We start from the raw sequence: 16,587 nt of genomic DNA, 5'->3' as shown, positions 1-16,587 counted from the left end.
CCCCCACCCCGACCCCCGAGGACGGCGATCATGCCCGATGAGCACCCGGCACAGGACGGCATCACCCGGCGGCGGATGCTGTACGGCACGGCCGCGGTGGGCGCGGCGGCGCTGCTGCCCACCGCGCCCGCCCACGCGGCGCCCGGAACGAGACGGAAGGCGGCCGTCCTGGGCGGCGGCATGTCCGGCCTGGCCGCCGCGCACGAGTTGGCCGAGCGGGGCTTCGAGGTGACCGTCTTCGAGCGCAAGGCCCTCGGCGGCAAGGCCCGGAGCATCCCGGTCGAGGGCACCGGCAAGGGCGGGCGGAAGGACCTGCAGGGCGAGCACGGTTTCCGGTTCTTCCCCGGCTTCTACCGAAACGTCCCCGACTCGATGCGGCGGACGCCGTTCCCGGGCAACGCCAACGGCGTCCACGACAACATGTTCCCGCTCTCGTCGACGCGGATCTCCCGCAACGGCGGCCGCTCCGACATCATCGTGCCGGAGCTGACCGGGCCGGGCGGCGGCGGCCTGGACCTGGAGGTCCTCAAGGAGACGCTGACGGGCCTGGCCGAGCAGGCGGGCGCCCTCCCGCCGGACGAGCTCGCCCTGTTCGTCAACCGCTTCATCGTGTACGTGACGAGCAGCGACGAGCGGCGGCTGGGGCAGTGGGAGAACGTCCCGTGGTGGGAGTACATCCGGGCGGAGGGCAAGTCCGAGGACTACCGGGCGATCGTGGCGCGGTTCCTCACGCGCGGGCTGGTCGCAGTCAAGGAGCAGGTCGCCAGCACCAAGACGGTCGGCGCCATGGGCCAGGCGTTCCTGCTGTCGGGCATCGGCCTCGGCGCCGACGGCGGCCTCGCCCGGATGCTGAACGCGCCCACCAACGAGGCGTGGATCGACCCCTGGGTGAGCCATCTGCGCGACCTGGGGGTGCGGTTCGAGGTCGGGCAGACGGCCGAGGCCCTGGAGATCGCGTCGGGCCGCGTGCGGTCCGTCCGGCTGGTGGACGCGGCGGGCCGGCGCCGCACCGCCGACGCCGACTGGTTCGTCAGCGCGATGCCGGTCGAGCGGGCGCGGGCGCTGCTGTCCCCCGACGTGCTGGCCCTGGACCCCTCACTGGAGTCGATCAAGGATCTGCACACCGAGTGGATGAACGGCCTGCAGTTCTTCCTGCGCCGCACCCCGGACGGCATCCCGCAGGAGGTCAACTTCATGGACTCGCCGTGGCAGCTCACCGCCGTCCTGCAGAGCCGGCTGTGGGACCGGGACATCCCTGCCGACTACGGAGACGGGAACGTCGTCGACTCCCTGTCGCTGGACATCTCCGACTGGGACACCCCGGGGATCGTGTACGGCAAGCCGGCGAAGCGGTGCAGCCCCGCCCAGGTCGCCAGGGAGGCGTGGGCGCAGATGAAGGACCATCTGGAGGACACCGGCCGGTCCGTCCTGCCCGACGACCTCGTCCACTCGTGGTTCCTCGACCCGGCCATCAGCTGGGACCCGGCCGCCGGGCGCAACTCCAACGACGAGCCCCTCATGGTCAACACGGTCGGGAGCTGGCGGAAGCGGCCGCACGCCCGTACGGGCGTCCCGAACCTGTTCATGGCGGGCGACTTCGTCCGCACCGGCGTCGACCTGGCCACCATGGAGGGCGCGAACGAGTCCGGCCGCGCGGCCGTCAACGCGCTGCTGGACGCGGCCGGCTCCCCCGCCGAGCGCGTCCAGATATGGCCCCTCTACCAGCCACCGGAACTGGACGGCCTCAAGCAGATCGACGCCCACCGCTTCCGCGCGGGCCACCCCAACCTGTTCGACACGATGTGAGGGTCCCGGCGATATCGGGACGGGGCCCGCCTCTCTCAGCGGCGGGAGCAGGACCACCGGTGCGGCACCTCACAGCCGGGTGTGCTCATCGGTCCTCGCCCGCTGCCGGATCTGCTCGGCACCCGGCCCCGTCACCCCGGTCAGGTCGGCGCCGCCGAGCTCGGCGGCGTCGAGGAACGTGCCGGTCAGGTCCGCGCCGACGCAGCGGGCCCCGGACAGGTCGGCGGACCGGAGGTTCGCCTCGGTCAGGTTCGCCCCCGACAGGTCGGCGCCTGGCAGCTTGGCGTGGATGAGGTCCGCCTCGCTCAGGTCGGCATCGGCCAAGTTAGCGCCGGACAGGTCCGTCCAGTTGAGGTTGGCCCCGGCCATGCGGACGCCCGCCAGGTCGGCATGAGTCAGATCCGCTCCGCCGAGGTCGAGCCGGTCGGTGTCGTGCTCGGCCGAGCGGCGCCCGACGACGGTGAGCGCCGCCTGCAGGTCGGGCCGGATCCGGTTGCGGCCCCGCGGCCCGGCGGAACCGTGCGCGTCCGGATCGTGCGAGTGCTCGCGGACGAAGGCGGCCAGCACGGCGACGACCGTTGGATGGTCGCGGGGCGAGTCCCGGGCGATGCGTTCGAGCGCGTAGATGCCGCCGATCCGGACGTCGAGGTTGTCGGCTCCGAGCTGCTCGATCGCCCGCGTGTACCGGTCGGTCACCTGGCCCTGCTCGGTGAGCTCGACGGTCCGCCGGTGGCTCTCCTGCGCCAGCGCGAACGTGCGCAGCTGCCCCTGCTCGGCGATCTCCGCTGAGCGCAACGCGGCTTCGGCGCTGCGCTGGGTGGCCCGCGCGCTGCGGCGGGCGGACGCGGCGTTGCTGGCCGTGAAGACGACCGCGACCGCGGCGAGCAGGCCGGTGAAGAGGGTGAGCATGGTGCCCCGGACGCCGTTGAGCGCGGCGGCGAGCTCCTTGCCCTGCAGCCCGCGCACGCCGTTGACGTCCTCCAGCAGCCAGCGCGCCATCGGTCCGAGGACGATGAAGGCGAGCAGAAGGGCGACCACCGCCGCCATGGCGATCAGGGCCGTGACGCGCCGGGCGCTCATGCGTCGCCTCCGTCGAGCAGATGGATGAGGTCCTCGTACAGTTCGACCATCGTCTGGACGGCCCAGCGCGTGGTGCCCGCGTGCGGTTCCAGCGTCCGGGCGGCCCACGCGTCGCGACGGCGCCGGGCCTCTTCCAGCCGCACGCCCCGCGGGGCCTCGGGCGACGCGGGGCCGGGGCCGTCCCGCTCGCCCGCCAGCGCGAGGATCTCCGCGATGTCCTCGGCGGGGAGGTCGAGGGCGCCGTCATAGCAGGCGCGGGCGAGGCGGAGCCGGTGGAAGTCCGGCGCCGCGGCCAGTTCGGCGGCCCGGAACGCCCGCAGGACCGCGTTCACGCCGGGGCCGGCGCCGTCCCTTTCGAGGAGGCGGACCTGCCGGAAGACCTGGTCGGCCTTGATCAGCCGGGAGCGGCCGCCGAAATGGCCGACCAGCGTCCGGCGCAGGGGCCCGAGTCCGGTGCGCTCGACCATTTCGGTGCGCAGTCCCTCGACCGTGTCGGCGCCCTCGTCGATCAATGTGACCGCCATGTCGATCCCCGCCTGGGTGAAGGTCTCCACGAGGGCGAGGCGGCGCCCGGGGGTGAGCCCGGTGCCCTCCTGCCTGGGGAACTCGGAGGCGTAGGCGAGCATCTCCCTGACCCGCGGGACCCCGAGCTTGGCCAGGGTCTGGAGATCGGCGAGACCGGCCTCGTCCAGCCGTTCCGCGGCGGCCGCGGTCTTCACCGCGACCGGGATCAGGTCCAGGACGACGCGCTGGAGGCCGGCGCTGCGCAGCAGCGTCCCGGCCGCCTCGCGGCCCGTCGCCATGAAGTCGGCGGCCCCAGGGGTCCAGAGCCCCTCGACCCGGTTGAGGACGCCGACGGTGTTCATCGGCCCGAACCCGCTCACCTCGGAAGACTGGAGGTCCAGCAGCATCGAACGCTCGTCGTGGTGCTGGCCCCGCACGAGGACGTAGATGAACGCGTCGGCCTGGGAGGCGCGCCCCGCCGCCGTGCCGCCCGCGCCGTCGCCCTCCTCGCGGCCGAGGAAGTGCAGGGTGTTGGCGGAGTCTTCGGCGTGCCGGGAGTCCAGGCCCGGGGTGTCGATCAGGTCGAAGTCGCGCAGCGCCGGATGCGGGACGGTCACGACCAGGTGCTCGATGGCGCGCAACTCGGCCTGCAGGTCCGGGTCGTCGTCGGCGCGGGCGGCCAGTCGTCGCAGGTCCTCGACCGGCCGCTGCACGGGCGGGCGCCCGTCCCGGTAGTGGACCGTGAGGGACGGTTTCGAGCCGTACCGCAGCCAGTTGACGTTGAACGTCACCTCCAGCCTGCCGGTCGGCAGTTCGAGTCCGCCGAGCAGGGCGTTGGTCAGCGTCGACTTGCCGGCGCTGACCCGGCCGAGCAGCACCACCCGCATCCGCTCGTCCAGCCGCTCGCGCAGGCCGGTGAGGAAGGTCGCGTCCTCGCCGTCCAAGGTTGCGCGCGCCGCCGCGAACGCCTCATCCAGCTTCAATCCGCCGACCCCAGGAAGTTCGAGAAGAACCGCTCGCCCAGACCGCGGTAGTACGGCTCCAAGCCGGGTTCGACCAGGCGGCGCAGCAGCACCGCGAACTCCTCCGCGTCACGGAACGGCGTCCCGTCGCGGAGGGAGTCGCACAGGCGGTCGTAGAGGCCGTACAGGTGGGCGCGGTCGCGTTTGTAGGCCGCCAGGTCGCCGCGGACCTCCGGGTGCGGGAACGTACCGGCAGGCTTGCGCGGCCCGCCGGCCTCGGGCCAGGGGCGGGTGAACCCGAAGTCGGCGTACTCGACGGGAAGGCCGTCGTCCCAGCGCAGCGTCAGCGCGGCGAACGGCGGATACAGGGTGGTCGGGCCGCGGCCCTCCCGTGCGAACTCGTACAGCGGCAGCCGCAGAGCGACCACCGGAGGCTCCGCACCGCCGTACCTCTTCCGGACCGGGATCGGCCAGCCGACCGCCGAAAGCCGCGGCATGAGCTGCCGCGCCAGCAGCGTCTCCGGCACGCCGGCCACCAGGCGGGCCGTCCGGGACGTCGCGCTCACTCGTCCGCCCAGTCACCGTCGGGCCGCGCCCCACCGGCGGAGGGGCCGGCGGACGGGCTGGTGGACGGCCGCGCATCCGGCGCGGGCGCACCGGCCGAGCCCAGGAGCGACGCCTCCGCCGACAGGCGGTCGACCGAGGCCAGGAGCGTCCGCAGGGGCTCGGTCTCGCGAACCAGGACGGCGCGCTCCCGCTCAAGGTCGCCGCGAACGACCTTCTCCGCCGCCTCCAGCCGGTCGAGGGCCGCCTGCGCGCTCTCCCGTTCCTGCCGGATCCGCACCGACAACTCGGTGGTCGCGGCCCGGATGTGGTCCGCCATCAATTCGGCGGTCGCACTCTTCAGCCGGCTCATCTGCTTCCGCCGCACCGGTGCCAGCTCCTTGCGCAGCGCCTGCCGCTGAACGGCCTTGACGTTCCGCACGAGGCGGCGCACGCCGCTGACGGTGCCGGCGACCAGCCCGACGACCGATCCGACCGCCGCGCCGACCGGTCCGAGGAGTGCCCCGGCCGTAGCCCCGACCCCCGCTCCGACCGCCATGTCGCGCGCCACCCGCAGCCACGCACCGGGAGGACGCTCGCCGGCCCCGGCGACGTCGCCGTGATGGTGGGGAAGGCGGATGGCGGCCTCGAAGCTCCGGCCCACCAGCGGCATTCCGTGCCGGCGCACGAACGCGTCCAGGGCTTTCGCGGAAGCGCTCTGCGCCTCCGCCACGACACGCGACGCCACCAGCGTCGCGTCCGCGGCGAGCCGCTCCGTGAGCTTCTCCGGGTTCTTGAGGAGTTCGGAGTCGTGCAGGTACTCCTTCTCGAACTTGTCCCAGACGTCATCGAGCTCACTCGCGCCGTACTCGTCCAGACCGCGGCGGACCATGGCGAACTCCTGCTCCAGCTGCCCGCGCCAGAACGACGCGTTCTGCAGTTCCGCCAGGCGGTCGCGTGCCTCCTGCGCCTTGGCCCGGAGCTCGGCCCGGCGCTCGGCCGACTGGTCCGCGAGCGCCTCCTGCGCCGCCTCCAGCGGGCGGAGCATGCCTTCGGCCACCGCGCGCGCCTCGTCCAGCGCGTCGCCGAGCAGGAGCCGGGCGCGGCGCCGCCCCAGCGCGGCCCACAGCACGCGTTCCAGCTCGGAGAAGTTGCTGACGCGCAGGTCGGTCTCGCCGCCGCCGGTCATGTGGCGGAGCTTGGCGAGGCTGGAGACCGGGACCACGACCGGATCGGGCCGCCCGGTCAGCTCGGCCAGCCGGGCGCGCAGCGCCGCCACGTACTCACCGGGGTCGGTGACCTGGTCGACGCGCGTCACCACCCCGAGCAGGGCGTCCGGGTCGTCCCCGATCTCGGCGGCCCGCACCACGTACTCCAGGAAGCGCAGCTCGCTGGCGGTGAGCGGCTGCGTGGTGTCGGTGACGAACAGGACCGCGTGGGCGGCCGGGACGACCCCCAGCGTCGCCGCCGTGTGCTCGTCGAACACCCCGCCCACGCCGGGTGTGTCGATGAAGGCCAGGCCGGACTCCAGCCGCGGGTTCGCGGTCCGGATGCGCAGTCCGATGACCCGCTGCTCGTTGCCGGGGTTCCCCGACTCGGTGACGTACCGGCCGATGTCCTCCCGCCGGGGGATGGTGCGCTCGAACACCTGCACCGTCGGCTCGGTCTCGCCGTCCTCGGCCCGCTCGCCCTCGGCCTTCCCCTTCTTTCCCTTGGTCTTGCCGCCCTTGCCCTTCTTGTCCTTGGCCTGCTCCGGGTCGGCTTCCTTGACGGCCATCACGGCGGTGATCAGTTCCGGAGCGCCCCAGAACACCGTCGTGGTCACGTTCGTGGCGTAGGTGGTGCCCGTCGGAAAGAGCTCGGGGTCCTCCTCCAGCAGGGCGTTGAGCAGCGTGGACTTGCCTCGCTTGAACTCTCCGCACACCAGGACGGTCAGCCTCCCGTCCCGCAGCCGGTGCTCGGCGTCGGCCAGCCGCTCGCCCCCCGCGTCCGCCTTCTGCTGCCGCGCCAGCGACCGGAGCCGCTCCAGCACGTCCAGTACGTCCGACCTGACCGCCTCGAAACCGCGCATCCGCCCGTCCCTCCCGTTGGTCACTCAGTCCGCCCCTTGAGCCCGTGCACGTCGAGCCCGTCCTCGTCGCCCACGGCCAGCCGCCCATCCGGACCCAGCGCCAGCGCGGCGATGGGCCGGTCGCGCTGCAAAGCCTGCACCGGCTCCCTTTCGCCCATCGTCCGCAGTGCCTGGATCCGGACGATTCCATCGGCGCCCGCGCTCGCGACCAGCCGTCCGCCGGGGCTGAAGGCCACCCGGGTCACGGGCTCCTTGTGCACCTGAGCGGCGTGCTCCCCGCCGTCGCGTACGTGGCGGACGCGCAGGCCCATCCGGCCGCCGATGGCCACCGCTCCACCGGGGCCGAACGCGACTTCACCCGCGCCGTAGTCGTACTGGTCGATCACGAGGCCGTCCGTCCCATCCGCCGGCTCCGCGCGCCGGGACCGGTCCCGTTCGGGCAACCGCCATACCCTGACCCGGCCGTGCAAGGAGACCGCCGCCACCATCGTCCCGTCGGGGCTGAAGGCGGCCGCCGCCAGCCCGTACCAGTCGGAGATCCGGTCGTATACCGTTCCGTCGAGGGGCAGGTGGTGGACGACCAGTTCCTCGCCCCCGCAAAGGGCGAGCATCCGGCCGTCGGCGCTGAGCGCGACCCGCCGCAGATCCCGCCCGTGATACAGCACGGGCAGTCCGGTGCCTCCCGCCGTCCCGCGTACGTACACCCGGCCGTTCCCGGCCGCGACGGCGAGCAGGCCGCCCCTCGCGTCGAAGGCCAAGTCCAGGATCTCCGCCGGGAACCGGATCTCTTCGACGACCTCGCCGTCACCGGCCCGCCGGATCACCACCCGGCCGTCAGGGTGCCCGGACGCCAGCAGGTCCCCGCCCCCGAACACCAGGGCGGTGACGGGCCCCGGTCGTTCGAAGAGCCGGCCGGACGGCCGGGCCATCGCCAGCCAGGCGCCCGAGGCGATCTCCGTTCCGGGATCGGCGAGGGTCTGCACCAGCGCGCCCGGGCGCTCCGCCAGCAGCTCCCAGAGGGCGCCGTCCGCCAGGCGCAACCGCACCAGGGCTTCTCCGGCCGTGTAGGGGACGGACCTCTGCATCAGCCACCGCACGACCGTCGCGCTGCCGGTGGGGAACTCCCAACGGAGCGGTTCGACGTCCGGCGGGCCGGGATCGCCGACGACCGTGCGTTGCGCCGCCGTCCGCGCCCAGGCGGTCGCGCCCACGGCGACCGCCGTCACCGGGTCGGCCGCGAACCGGCAGGCGACGCCGAGCCGCTCGGCGACGGTCTCGGCCACCAGCGGCATCGCGGCCGCACCGCCGGTGAGCAGAACGCCGGCCAGCTCGCCGGGCGCCACACCGTGCCGGGAGAGCAGGTCCCTGCAGCAGTCGACGGTGCGCATGACGTCCGCGGTGGCGGCGGCGGCGAGATCGGCCCGCGTCACCGTGTAGACGGTGCCGCCCTCGACGATCCTGTGGTCGACCCGCTCCCGCACGGTCAGCAGGTGCCGGACCCGCCGGGCGTGCTGGATCAGCAGGCTCGACGCGCGCCGTTCCCAGCCCGGGCCCGGGACCTGCGACAGCAACTCGTACTCCAGCCATCCACCGCCGGCCCCGCGTATCCGGGCGGCGAGGCGCACGTCCAGGTCCCGGCCGCCGCAGTCGTCCAGCGACCGCCAGCCCAGCAGCCGCGGGGCGGGCTCGCCGGGCCCGGCGAGCCGGACCAGGGAGGCGTCGAACGTGGCACCGCCGAAGTCGTACACCAGGACCAGGCCGCCGGGTTCGAACCGGCCGCCCTTCATGGGCGCCATGGCGGCGGCGAGGGGTTCGGCCAGCAGTTCCACATCGCGGAACCCCGCGCGCTCCCCCGCCTCGATCATGAGCCGCCAGCGCGGATCGGTGTCGGTGCAGTACGCCGCCGGGACGGTCAGCACCGCCCGTTCCACGGGCCCGCCCGCTCTCCTCAGCGCCTGCTCGCGGACGGCCGCCAGCGACGCCGCGACGAGTTCCACGGCGGTGAAGGCTCGCCCGCGCAGGATCAGCGGCGCCCGGCCGCGGCCAAGGGCGCCTCGGACACCGGCGCGGTACGCCGCGGGTTCGCGATCGCCCGCCTTCTCGGCGGCCCGGCCGGTGAGAAGGCGCTCCCCGTCCAGGAACACCGCCGAGGGACGGGAGCCGCGGCGCATCACCGGGTCCTTGATCGTCGTCACCGCACCGTCCGCGTCCCTCAGGACCGCGGACATCGTGGTCGTCCCGTAGTCGATCGCCAGGACCGGCTCCGGCACGGGCGCCCCCTTCCCGTTATGCACGATCCGTTTTCAGCCGAGGTCGTCGTCCTGGTCGTCGGCGGAGCCGATCCCGCCCGGGCCGAACTCCTCGTCCCCGTCGAACTCGTCGTCTTGGGCGTCGTCGTGGAAGTCGTCGTCTGCGTCGTCTTCAGCGTGGTCTTCCAGGTCGTCGTCCAAGTGGTCGTCCAAGCCGTCGTCCAAGCCGTCCAGGTCGGAGGCACGCTGGTCGTCGAAGTCGGCGGCGGACGCCTCCACCGGGTCGGCGGGCCCTGGCTCGACGGAGGACGTCGGCGTCCACTCCAGCGACGGCGGCACCTCGACGTCGACGACCCAGTCATGGACCTGCTCGATGACCTCGGCGGGCAGCTCGTCCGGGTCGAGATCGGGATAGGCGGACATGTTGAGGTAGGTCGGCCTGGTCACCATCGCCCCCGTCCGCCGGACTTCAGATCGTGGAGGGCCTGCCGCGACCGGGACACCCGGGTCTTGATCTTCGCTTCGGAGGCCTCGAAGATCTCGGCGATCTCGACGTACTCGCATCCGCCCAGTTCACGGAGTGCAAGCGCCGCGCGATGCTCGGGCGGCAGGTAGCGCATCGCCTGTTCCGTCGACATCGGCCCGGTGACGTCCTCACCGTTCTCGCCCTCGCCGTCGCCCGCCAGCACGTCGCCCACGGGGCCCGGGTGTCGTGCCCTCAGCCTGGCCTCGGCGAGCGCGGCATGGGCGGCGGTTCCGTAGAGCCAGACGGAGAGCCGCGTCCCGGGCGGCCGACATCTCAGACCGGCCAGTGCGTCGGCCACCGTGGCCCGGTAAGCGGCCTGCGCGTCGCCTACGTCATCGGTGAGACGCAGGCACAGCTTCATGAGGACGCTTCGATGCCGCTCGATGAGGGCGTCGAACGCGGCACGCTCCCCCTCGGCCGCGCGCCACGCGAGGTCATCGTCGGTCCCCGCGATGCTTGCCGTCATCTCCCCCCATCCCCCGGACAGGTCAAAAATGACAGCGACCCCATTGAAACGTCAACAATCACCGGAATCGCGTCCGGTAGCGGCCAGTGGGGGGTGGACGGGTGTCTGGTCGGGTGCCTAGATTGAGGCGCCCGCAAGGGGAGCCCGGGCCGGGAGGGGCGTTGTGGCGATCTTCGTGATGCGGTTCGATCTGCGGAATCCCGCGGAGGCGGGGACGAGCATGGCCGACCGCTACGAGGCGGCGCTGGACATGGCCGAGTGGGCGGACCGCATGGGTTTCTACACCGTCGTCCTCTCCGAGCACCACGGCTCCGAGGACGGCTACCTGCCGAGCGCCCTCACGATGGCGGCGGCGATGGCCGCGCGCACGAAACGCGTGCGGATCCGCGTCGCCGCGGTGGTCGCGGCGTTCCACGACCCCGTGAAGCTGGCCGAGGACGCCGCCGTCGTCGACACCCTGTCCCGCGGCCGGCTCGACCTGGTCGTCGGCGCCGGCTACGTCCCGTCTGAGTTCGCGATGTTCGGCGCCGCCATCTCCGACCGGATCCGCCGGACGGTCGAGACGGTCGCGGTGCTGCGCGACGCCTGGTCCGGGCGGCCGTTCGAGCGCGGCGGACGGGAGATCAGGGTGACGCCCGCGCCGTACACGCCGGGCGGGCCGCCGCTGGAGCTGGGCGGCGGCTCCGAGGGCGCCGCGCGGCGCGCCGCCCGCCTCGGCATCGGGTTCATGGCGACCGACGCCGCGCACTGGGAGTTCTACCGGGACGAGGTGATCCGGCTCGGACGCGCCGATCCCGGCCCGTACCTCGGCGGCGACACCGGGTTCGTCCACCTGGCGCGCGACGTCGAGGAGGGGTGGCGGCGGATCGGCCCCTACGCCCTGCACGAGAGCAACGCCTACGGCCGGTGGATCCACGAGTCCGGGACGGGCACCGCCGACGTGTACCGGCCGGCGGAGTCGCTGGCCGGCGTCCGCGCCTCCGGGCAGTACCGCGTGCTGCGGCCGGACGAGTTCGCCGACGAGCTGGCCGCAAAGGGCCCCCTGGCGATCGGGCTGATGCACCCGATGATGGGCGGGATTCCACCGGAGGTCGGCTGGGAGAGCCTGCGCCTCCTCGAAACCGAGGTCCTGCCCGCGCTCCGGGAGTGACGGCTACCGCGCGGGGCGGGTCATGCACCAGGTGCGGGGGCCGCCGCCGGGGAGGTGGACGTCGGCCGTCACCTCGAACCCGAACCGCCCGTAGAAGCGGACGTTGCGCTCGTCGGCGGTCTCCAGGTAGGCGTCGTGGCCGGTGCGGTCGGCCTCGGCCAGGCCGGGGGCGAGGACGGCGGCGCCCAGGCCGCGGCCCTGCCGGTCCGAGCGGACGCCGATGGTGGCCAGGAACCAGCTCGGCCGCACCGGGCGGTACGGCGCGAGGAACTCCTCGGCCTCGGCGGCGCGGGCGGCGCGGTCGCCGTACAGGGCGGCCAGTTCGGGGCCGGTGAACACGTCGGGCGGGACGTCGGTGTCCGGGGTCGTCCAGACCGCGGCGGCCGCGTTGCCGCCCGCGGTCCAGACGCGGCCGTAGGGCAGGCCGACGCGCTCGGTGAAGTAAAGCTGGAGCGCGCGCAGGCGGCGGGGGTGGTCGTCGGCCGCGACGGTCCAGCGGGTCCAGGGGTAGTCGGCGAAGGCGTCCGCGAGGGTGTCGGCGATGGCGGGCAGGTCGGCGGGCGCGGCGGGGCGCGCAGTGGTGTCGGTCATCGCCTCCCAGGCTAGGAGACCGGCCGGCCCGCTCCGGTCACGCGGTACAGGACGTGGCGCTTCAGGCGGTGGCCGTCCGGTACGAGGGGGTGGTCGAAGTCGTCGGCGGGGTCGCGGGTCATGCCGATGCGTTCCATGACGGCCTGCGACCTGACGTTGGCGACGGCGGTGAAGGAGACCACCTCGTCGAGGCCGGCGTCGAAGGCGAAGCGGAGCGCGCGCCGCGCGGCCTCGGAGGCGTAGCCGTGCCCCCAGACGGACCGGGCGAGCCGCCAGCCGATCTCGACGGCGGGGGTGAAGGGCGCCGGGAAGCGCACGGCGGAAATGCCGGTGAACCCGATGAACTCGCCGGTGCCGGCGACCTCCAGCGCCCAGAAGCCGAAGCCGTCCTCGGCGAAACGGGCCTCGATGGACGTGATCAGCGCGTCGCTCTCCGCGCGGGTGAGCCGGGCGGGAAAATGCTCCATGACCCGGGGGTCGGCGTTCAGGGCGGCGAACGGCTCGCGATCGCCGTCCCGCCAGTGCCGCAGCACGAGCCGCTCCGTCCGCAACTCGGGTGAAGGTGAACCGTCCATCGTGCCGCCCGGTCTCGAATTGGAAATGCTCGTTCGCCGTCGTTCCAAGCGTAGAAGTACGCGGCGGGCGGAGTGCACGGTTTTTCGGCCGTGTTGCCGAGGGGCGCGCCGTATTGAAGAATTCCGGCAACGTTTCCGAGATCCGGAGGGGCGCCGCCCATGGGAGAGAACCAGTCCGCCGAACCGGGCTTCGACACCGGCGTTCCGCATTCCGCGCGGGTGTGGAACTACTGGCTGGGCGGAAAGGACAATTATCCCATCGACCGGCAGGTGGGCGACCAGGTACGCGAGCTGTACCCCGAGATCGTGGACGTCGCGCGCCACTCGCGGGCCTTCCTCGGGCGCGCGGTGCGGTACCTGGCGGGCGAGGAGGGCGTCACGCAGTTCCTCGACATCGGCACCGGCCTGCCGACCGTGGACAACACCCACGAGGTCGCCCAGCGGGTCGACCCGGCCTGCCGCATCGTCTACGTCGACAACGACCCGCTGGTGCTCCTGCACGCCCGCGCGCTGCTGGCGAGCACCCCGGAAGGCGAGTGCGACTACATCGACGCCGACGTCCGCAACCCCGACGACATCCTCGAACGCGCCGCCCGCACGCTCGACTTCGACCGGCCCATCGGGCTGATGATGCTCGGCATCCTCGGCAACATCGAGGACGACGACGAGGCGCGGGCGATCCGCGACCGGCTGGTCGGCGCGCTGCCCGGCGGCAGCTACCTGGTCCTGGAGGACGGCACCGCCGCCGTGAACCCCGACGCCGCCGCCGAGGCCGAGCGGACCCGCGCCGAGGCCGGCGACCCCTACAAGCTCCGGACGCCCGAGCAGCTCGCGACCTACTTCGACGGCCTGGAGCTGCTGGAGCCGGGGGTCGTGTCGGTGTCCCGGTGGCGCCCGGAGGCGATGCCCTGGGGAGAGCCGCCGATGGTCACCGCGTTCTGCGGCGTCGCGCGGAAGCCGGCCACGACCGGCTGACCGTCAGGCCGGGCCTCACCGGCGGGACGGCGGCGGGACGACCGCCACCGGGCACTGCGCGTGGTGGACGACGCCGTGCCCGGTGGACCCGAGGCGCGGGGAGCTCCAGCGGCGCTCGCGCGCGCCCACCACCAGGAGGCGCGCGGTGCGGGACGGCCCGGTGAGGGCCTGCACCGGGTGCTCCAGCACGACCTGGCCGACCGCGTCCACCTGCGGGTACCTGCGCTGCAGCGGCTCGCACGCGGCGGCGACCTGCCGCCGCAGTTCCGGGCCGGGGTCCGCGTCCTCGGCGGTGTAGCCGGCGTCGATGAGCGTCGTGGACATCTGCCACGCGTGGACGACCCGGAGCCGGGCGCCGCGCCGCGCGGCCGCGTCGAAGGCGTAGTCGAGGACGGCGCCGGTCTCCTTGCGCGGGTCGATCCCCGCGACGACCTCGGCGCCGGCCTCGCCGCCGGCCTCGCCGCCGCGCACGATGACGACCGGGACGCCGCTGCGCGACGCCATCCGCAGGCTCGTGGAGCCGAGCAGCAGGCTGGCGAACCCGCCGCGGCCGCGGCGGCCCAGCACCAGCTCGAACGCGTCCTCCGAATGCCGCCGCAGCGCGTCGGACGTCTCGTCCTCGACCACGACGGTCGTGGTCTCGACGTCCGGCCACCGGTCGCGGACCCGTGCGCCGGCGGCGTCCACGACGGCGTGCCCGGCGCGGGCGAGGCGCCCGGCCTTCTCGGCCGCCGCGAACAGGGCCGTCGCGGACCGGCCCGGAACCGCGTGGACGATGCGCAGCGGGCGTTCGCGGAGGGCGGCCTCCGCGGCGGCCCAGTCGACGGCGCGGTCCGACTCCCCGGACCCGTCGGTGCCGACGACGATCGGTTCGGACATGGGTTCTCCTCTTCGAGAGGGTTCAGCACGAACGTCCCCACATCGGCGCCGCTTATCACCGGCGCGGGCGGACGGGCCCTCCGGCCGCACGTCAGGTGACCAAGGTCCCTACGGCCGCGCGCGCGGGCGCGGGAGTCTGTTGGTGAACGAAGATCCCGCAGAAGGAGGCCCCCGTTGCCCGGCACCGGACAGGAAAGGCTCGACATCCAGTTCACCACCGTCAACGACGTGTCTCCGGCCGACGTGGAGCGCGCCCGCGAGGCGATCGGCAGGGTGCTGACCCACCCGCCGCGCCCGGTCCTGTACGCGAAGGTCACCCTCAACAAGCTGCGGGACCCGGCCGTGGCGCACCCGTACCTGGTCTCGGTCCGGATCGATCTCAACGGCCGGCCCGTCAACGCCTACGCGTCCGGCGCGACGATGCCCGAGGCCATCGGCCTCGCCGCCGCGCGGCTGCGCGCGCGGGTCGGGCACCTGGCGGGGTACTGGGAGGCGCGCCGCAGGCGGCAGCGCGACACCGCGCCGGGGGCCCGGCGCCATGACGAGACGAAGGAGCTCCACGATGCCTAGGCAGATCATCAGCGCGTCCGCGACGCCGTCCATCCCGGTGCTGGAGCACCGCGTGGCGGTCCTGGAACGGCGGGTCGCCCTGCTGAGCGAGACCGTGAACGCGCTGGCGGCGGCGCTGGAGACCAGCCTGGTCCCGGCCCGGGACGGCGCCACCGAGGGCGGCCCGGTGTCGGCGGCCCGGCCCGAGCCCGACCTGCTCCCGCTGGGCGGGTGACGGACGGGAGACGCGTCCCAGGAGGACGGGAGCAGAGATCGGGAGGCACATGAAGCGCCGCGTGGACCGTTGGCGCCTCTGGGACGCGGCGTGGGCCCGGCTCGACGACCACCCGATCGAGCCCTGAGCACCGGCCCGCCGGAGGTCAGGGCGGCGGGACGATCGCGACCGTGCACGCGGCGTGGTGCAGCATCGCGGAGCTGGTGGCGCCGAGCAGCAGCTGGTCCACGCCCCCGGTCCCCCGGTCGCCGACCACGACCAGCGCCGCCCCCGCCGCCGCTTCCAGCAGCGCCTCGCGAGGCCGTGCGGGCAGCACCGAGATCCGCACGCCCAGCTTCGGGTGGCGCTCCCGCCAGGGCCGGACGGCGTCCTCGACCGTCGCGGTGCGCACCTGGACCAGCCGTTCCTTGTCGGTGAAGAGGCGAAGCTCGGCCTCGGGCACGGCCTGCGGCTCCCAGGCCCCGTAGACGACGTGCAGGTCGCGGTCCCGGAGCAGCGCCTCCTCGGCGGCGAAGCCGAGCGCCGCCGCCGCGCCCGCCGATCCGTCCACCCCCGCGACGACCGGGCCGGCTCCGGCGGGCCCGCGGACCGCGACGACCGGCCGGTGCGCCCGCGCCGGCAGTTCCACGGCCGTCGACCAGAGCGGCACCCGGCGCCGTTCGTGCGAGCCGATCACGATCAGCTCGGCGTCGCCGGACTCGCGGACGAGCGCCTCGGAGACCGGTCCCCGCCGCAGCAGCGTGCGCACCTCCCCGGGCGCGCCGAGCTCGCGCGCCCGGTCGGCGCCCCGCCGCAGGAGGTTCTCCCCGGCCCGTTCGAGAACGGTCTGGATCTCCCTGTCCACGTGGCTCGACGAGTAGGGCCAGTGCCAGCAGTAGCACATGACGAGGTCCAGGCCCCGCAGCCGCGCCTCCTCGACGGCCCAGGCCAGCGCGGGGTCGTTCTCGTCGGTCCCGTCGTAGCCGAACAGCACGTTCGGCCGCTGGACCCTGGTGAGCGCCGCCACGGCGTCAGGACGTGGGCACGAGGACGACGGGGCAGCGGGAATGGTGCAGGACCACGTGGTTGACGCGCCCGAGCCCCATGCCGATCAGGCTCTTGCGGGTGCGGGCGCCGACCACGACCAGCGCGGCCTTCTCCGACGCGTCGACCAGCGCCTGCGACGCCGTGCGGTCGGACACCAGCGGCTGCACAGGGACGTCCGGGTACTCCTGCGCCATCCCGGCGACGGCCGCCGACAGCTCCATGTTCTCGATGACGCGCCGGCGGGGCGAGAACTCGCCGCCGACGGCGTGCAGCGCGACGATCCCGGCGCCGCGGGCGGCGGCCTCCGCGAAGGCCCAGCGCACGGCCGCCTCGTCGTCGGGCTCCCCCTCAATGCCTGTCTCTTATACAGATCTGACGCTGACGACGACTAGTCGAGTGT

At 73.8% G+C, this 16,587-nt stretch carries 17 protein-coding genes; 5 read left to right on the top strand and 12 right to left on the bottom strand.

Features of this window, described 5'->3' with window-relative positions:
• Nucleotides 1–1,806: FAD-dependent oxidoreductase (locus E1200_RS19745; protein WP_207933439.1), on the top strand; the 1,806-nt coding region annotated here is incomplete at its 5' end.
• Nucleotides 1,807–1,875: 69 nt separating this feature from the next.
• On the opposite strand, the gene E1200_RS34895 is transcribed toward E1200_RS19745, so the two are convergent.
• From E1200_RS34895 to E1200_RS19710, 7 genes are read right to left on the bottom strand one after another with little or no spacing between them, the layout of a single operon-like run.
• Nucleotides 1,876–2,886, bottom strand: coding sequence for a pentapeptide repeat-containing protein (locus tag E1200_RS34895; protein ID WP_131953522.1), 1,011 nt, complete (start codon nt 2,884–2,886; stop codon nt 1,876–1,878).
• On the bottom strand, nt 2,883–4,373 hold the full coding sequence (locus E1200_RS19735) for a dynamin family protein (RefSeq protein ID WP_131953521.1): 1,491 nt from the start codon (nt 4,371–4,373) through the stop codon (nt 2,883–2,885). Before E1200_RS19735 ends, E1200_RS34895 begins: the two co-directional genes overlap by 4 nt.
• The gene (locus tag E1200_RS19730; protein ID WP_131953520.1) at nt 4,370–4,918 is read right to left on the bottom strand and encodes a hypothetical protein; all 549 of its coding nucleotides are present in this window, start codon (nt 4,916–4,918) and stop codon (nt 4,370–4,372) included. Before E1200_RS19730 ends, E1200_RS19735 begins: the two co-directional genes overlap by 4 nt.
• Entirely contained in the window at nt 4,915–6,990 is a 2,076-nt protein-coding gene (locus tag E1200_RS19725) for a dynamin family protein (RefSeq protein ID WP_131953519.1), read from the bottom strand. Before E1200_RS19725 ends, E1200_RS19730 begins: the two co-directional genes overlap by 4 nt.
• On the bottom strand, nt 6,987–9,236 hold the full coding sequence (locus tag E1200_RS19720) for an Hsp70 family protein (RefSeq protein WP_131953518.1): 2,250 nt from the start codon (nt 9,234–9,236) through the stop codon (nt 6,987–6,989). The genes E1200_RS19725 and E1200_RS19720 overlap by 4 nt, the downstream gene beginning before the upstream one ends.
• A 33-nt stretch (nt 9,237–9,269) precedes the next feature.
• The gene (locus E1200_RS19715) at nt 9,270–9,665 is read right to left on the bottom strand and encodes a hypothetical protein (RefSeq protein ID WP_131953517.1); all 396 of its coding nucleotides are present in this window, start codon (nt 9,663–9,665) and stop codon (nt 9,270–9,272) included.
• The gene (locus E1200_RS19710; RefSeq protein ID WP_131953516.1) at nt 9,659–10,207 is read right to left on the bottom strand and encodes an RNA polymerase sigma factor; all 549 of its coding nucleotides are present in this window, start codon (nt 10,205–10,207) and stop codon (nt 9,659–9,661) included. Before E1200_RS19710 ends, E1200_RS19715 begins: the two co-directional genes overlap by 7 nt.
• A gap of 163 nt (nt 10,208–10,370) precedes the next feature.
• Between E1200_RS19710 and E1200_RS19705 the strand changes: the two genes are divergently transcribed.
• Nucleotides 10,371–11,357, top strand: a complete 987-nt coding sequence (locus E1200_RS19705; protein ID WP_207933438.1) for an LLM class flavin-dependent oxidoreductase — start codon at nt 10,371–10,373, stop codon at nt 11,355–11,357.
• Between the two features lie 3 nt (nt 11,358–11,360).
• Here the strand turns inward: E1200_RS19705 and E1200_RS19700 are convergent, their stop codons facing one another.
• The gene (locus tag E1200_RS19700) at nt 11,361–11,948 is read right to left on the bottom strand and encodes a GNAT family N-acetyltransferase (protein ID WP_131953515.1); all 588 of its coding nucleotides are present in this window, start codon (nt 11,946–11,948) and stop codon (nt 11,361–11,363) included.
• Nucleotides 11,949–11,959: 11 nt separating this feature from the next.
• Complete coding sequence (locus E1200_RS19695; protein WP_131953514.1) at nt 11,960–12,523, bottom strand: GNAT family N-acetyltransferase; 564 nt, start codon at nt 12,521–12,523, stop codon at nt 11,960–11,962.
• A gap of 159 nt (nt 12,524–12,682) precedes the next feature.
• Between E1200_RS19695 and E1200_RS19690 the strand changes: the two genes are divergently transcribed.
• Nucleotides 12,683–13,498 (top strand): SAM-dependent methyltransferase, encoded by an 816-nt coding sequence (locus tag E1200_RS19690; protein WP_131953513.1) that lies wholly within the window; start codon nt 12,683–12,685, stop codon nt 13,496–13,498.
• A 15-nt stretch (nt 13,499–13,513) separates the two neighbouring features.
• On the opposite strand, the gene E1200_RS19685 is transcribed toward E1200_RS19690, so the two are convergent.
• Nucleotides 13,514–14,377 carry a universal stress protein gene (locus tag E1200_RS19685; protein WP_131953512.1) on the bottom strand — a complete coding sequence of 288 codons (864 nt, stop codon included), beginning with the start codon at nt 14,375–14,377 and terminating at the stop codon, nt 13,514–13,516.
• 174 nt (nt 14,378–14,551) lie between these two features.
• On the opposite strand from E1200_RS19685, the gene E1200_RS19680 reads away from it, so the two are divergent.
• Together E1200_RS19680 and E1200_RS19675 are read left to right on the top strand one after the other, a co-directional pair.
• A complete protein-coding gene (locus tag E1200_RS19680; RefSeq protein WP_131953511.1) occupies nt 14,552–14,947 on the top strand; it encodes a hypothetical protein in 396 nt (131 codons plus the stop codon).
• On the top strand, nt 14,940–15,161 hold the full coding sequence (locus E1200_RS19675) for a hypothetical protein (RefSeq protein ID WP_131953510.1): 222 nt from the start codon (nt 14,940–14,942) through the stop codon (nt 15,159–15,161). Before E1200_RS19680 ends, E1200_RS19675 begins: the two co-directional genes overlap by 8 nt.
• 145 nt (nt 15,162–15,306) lie before the next feature.
• On the opposite strand, the gene E1200_RS19670 is transcribed toward E1200_RS19675, so the two are convergent.
• Complete coding sequence (locus tag E1200_RS19670; protein ID WP_131953509.1) at nt 15,307–16,167, bottom strand: universal stress protein; 861 nt, start codon at nt 16,165–16,167, stop codon at nt 15,307–15,309.
• Nucleotides 16,168–16,171: 4 nt separating this feature from the next.
• A complete protein-coding gene (locus tag E1200_RS19665; RefSeq protein ID WP_279484677.1) occupies nt 16,172–16,540 on the bottom strand; it encodes a universal stress protein in 369 nt (122 codons plus the stop codon).
• Between the last annotated feature and the right edge of the window lie 47 nt (nt 16,541–16,587).

Origin of the sequence: Actinomadura sp. GC306, from assembly GCF_004348665.1 — a bacterium.
In the GTDB taxonomy this organism is placed as follows: domain Bacteria; phylum Actinomycetota; class Actinomycetes; order Streptosporangiales; family Streptosporangiaceae; genus Spirillospora.
The sequence above is the reverse complement of the archived record's forward strand: the minus strand, read 5'-3'. Positions and strand labels throughout refer to the sequence as shown.

What these genes read in the sequence shown, in the direction of transcription:
- E1200_RS19695 (WP_131953514.1), bottom strand. Translation starts at nt 12,523, where the DNA reads ATGGACGGTTCACCTTCACCCGAGTTGCGGACGGAGCGGCTCGTGCTG.
- E1200_RS19690 (WP_131953513.1), top strand. Translation starts at nt 12,683, where the DNA reads ATGGGAGAGAACCAGTCCGCCGAACCGGGCTTCGACACCGGCGTTCCG.
- E1200_RS19700 (WP_131953515.1), bottom strand. Translation starts at nt 11,948, where the DNA reads ATGACCGACACCACTGCGCGCCCCGCCGCGCCCGCCGACCTGCCCGCC.
- E1200_RS19675 (WP_131953510.1), top strand. Translation starts at nt 14,940, where the DNA reads ATGCCTAGGCAGATCATCAGCGCGTCCGCGACGCCGTCCATCCCGGTG.
- E1200_RS34895 (WP_131953522.1), bottom strand. Translation starts at nt 2,886, where the DNA reads ATGAGCGCCCGGCGCGTCACGGCCCTGATCGCCATGGCGGCGGTGGTC.
- E1200_RS19715 (WP_131953517.1), bottom strand. Translation starts at nt 9,665, where the DNA reads ATGGTGACCAGGCCGACCTACCTCAACATGTCCGCCTATCCCGATCTC.
- E1200_RS19685 (WP_131953512.1), bottom strand. Translation starts at nt 14,377, where the DNA reads ATGTCCGAACCGATCGTCGTCGGCACCGACGGGTCCGGGGAGTCGGAC.
- E1200_RS19710 (WP_131953516.1), bottom strand. Translation starts at nt 10,207, where the DNA reads ATGACGGCAAGCATCGCGGGGACCGACGATGACCTCGCGTGGCGCGCG.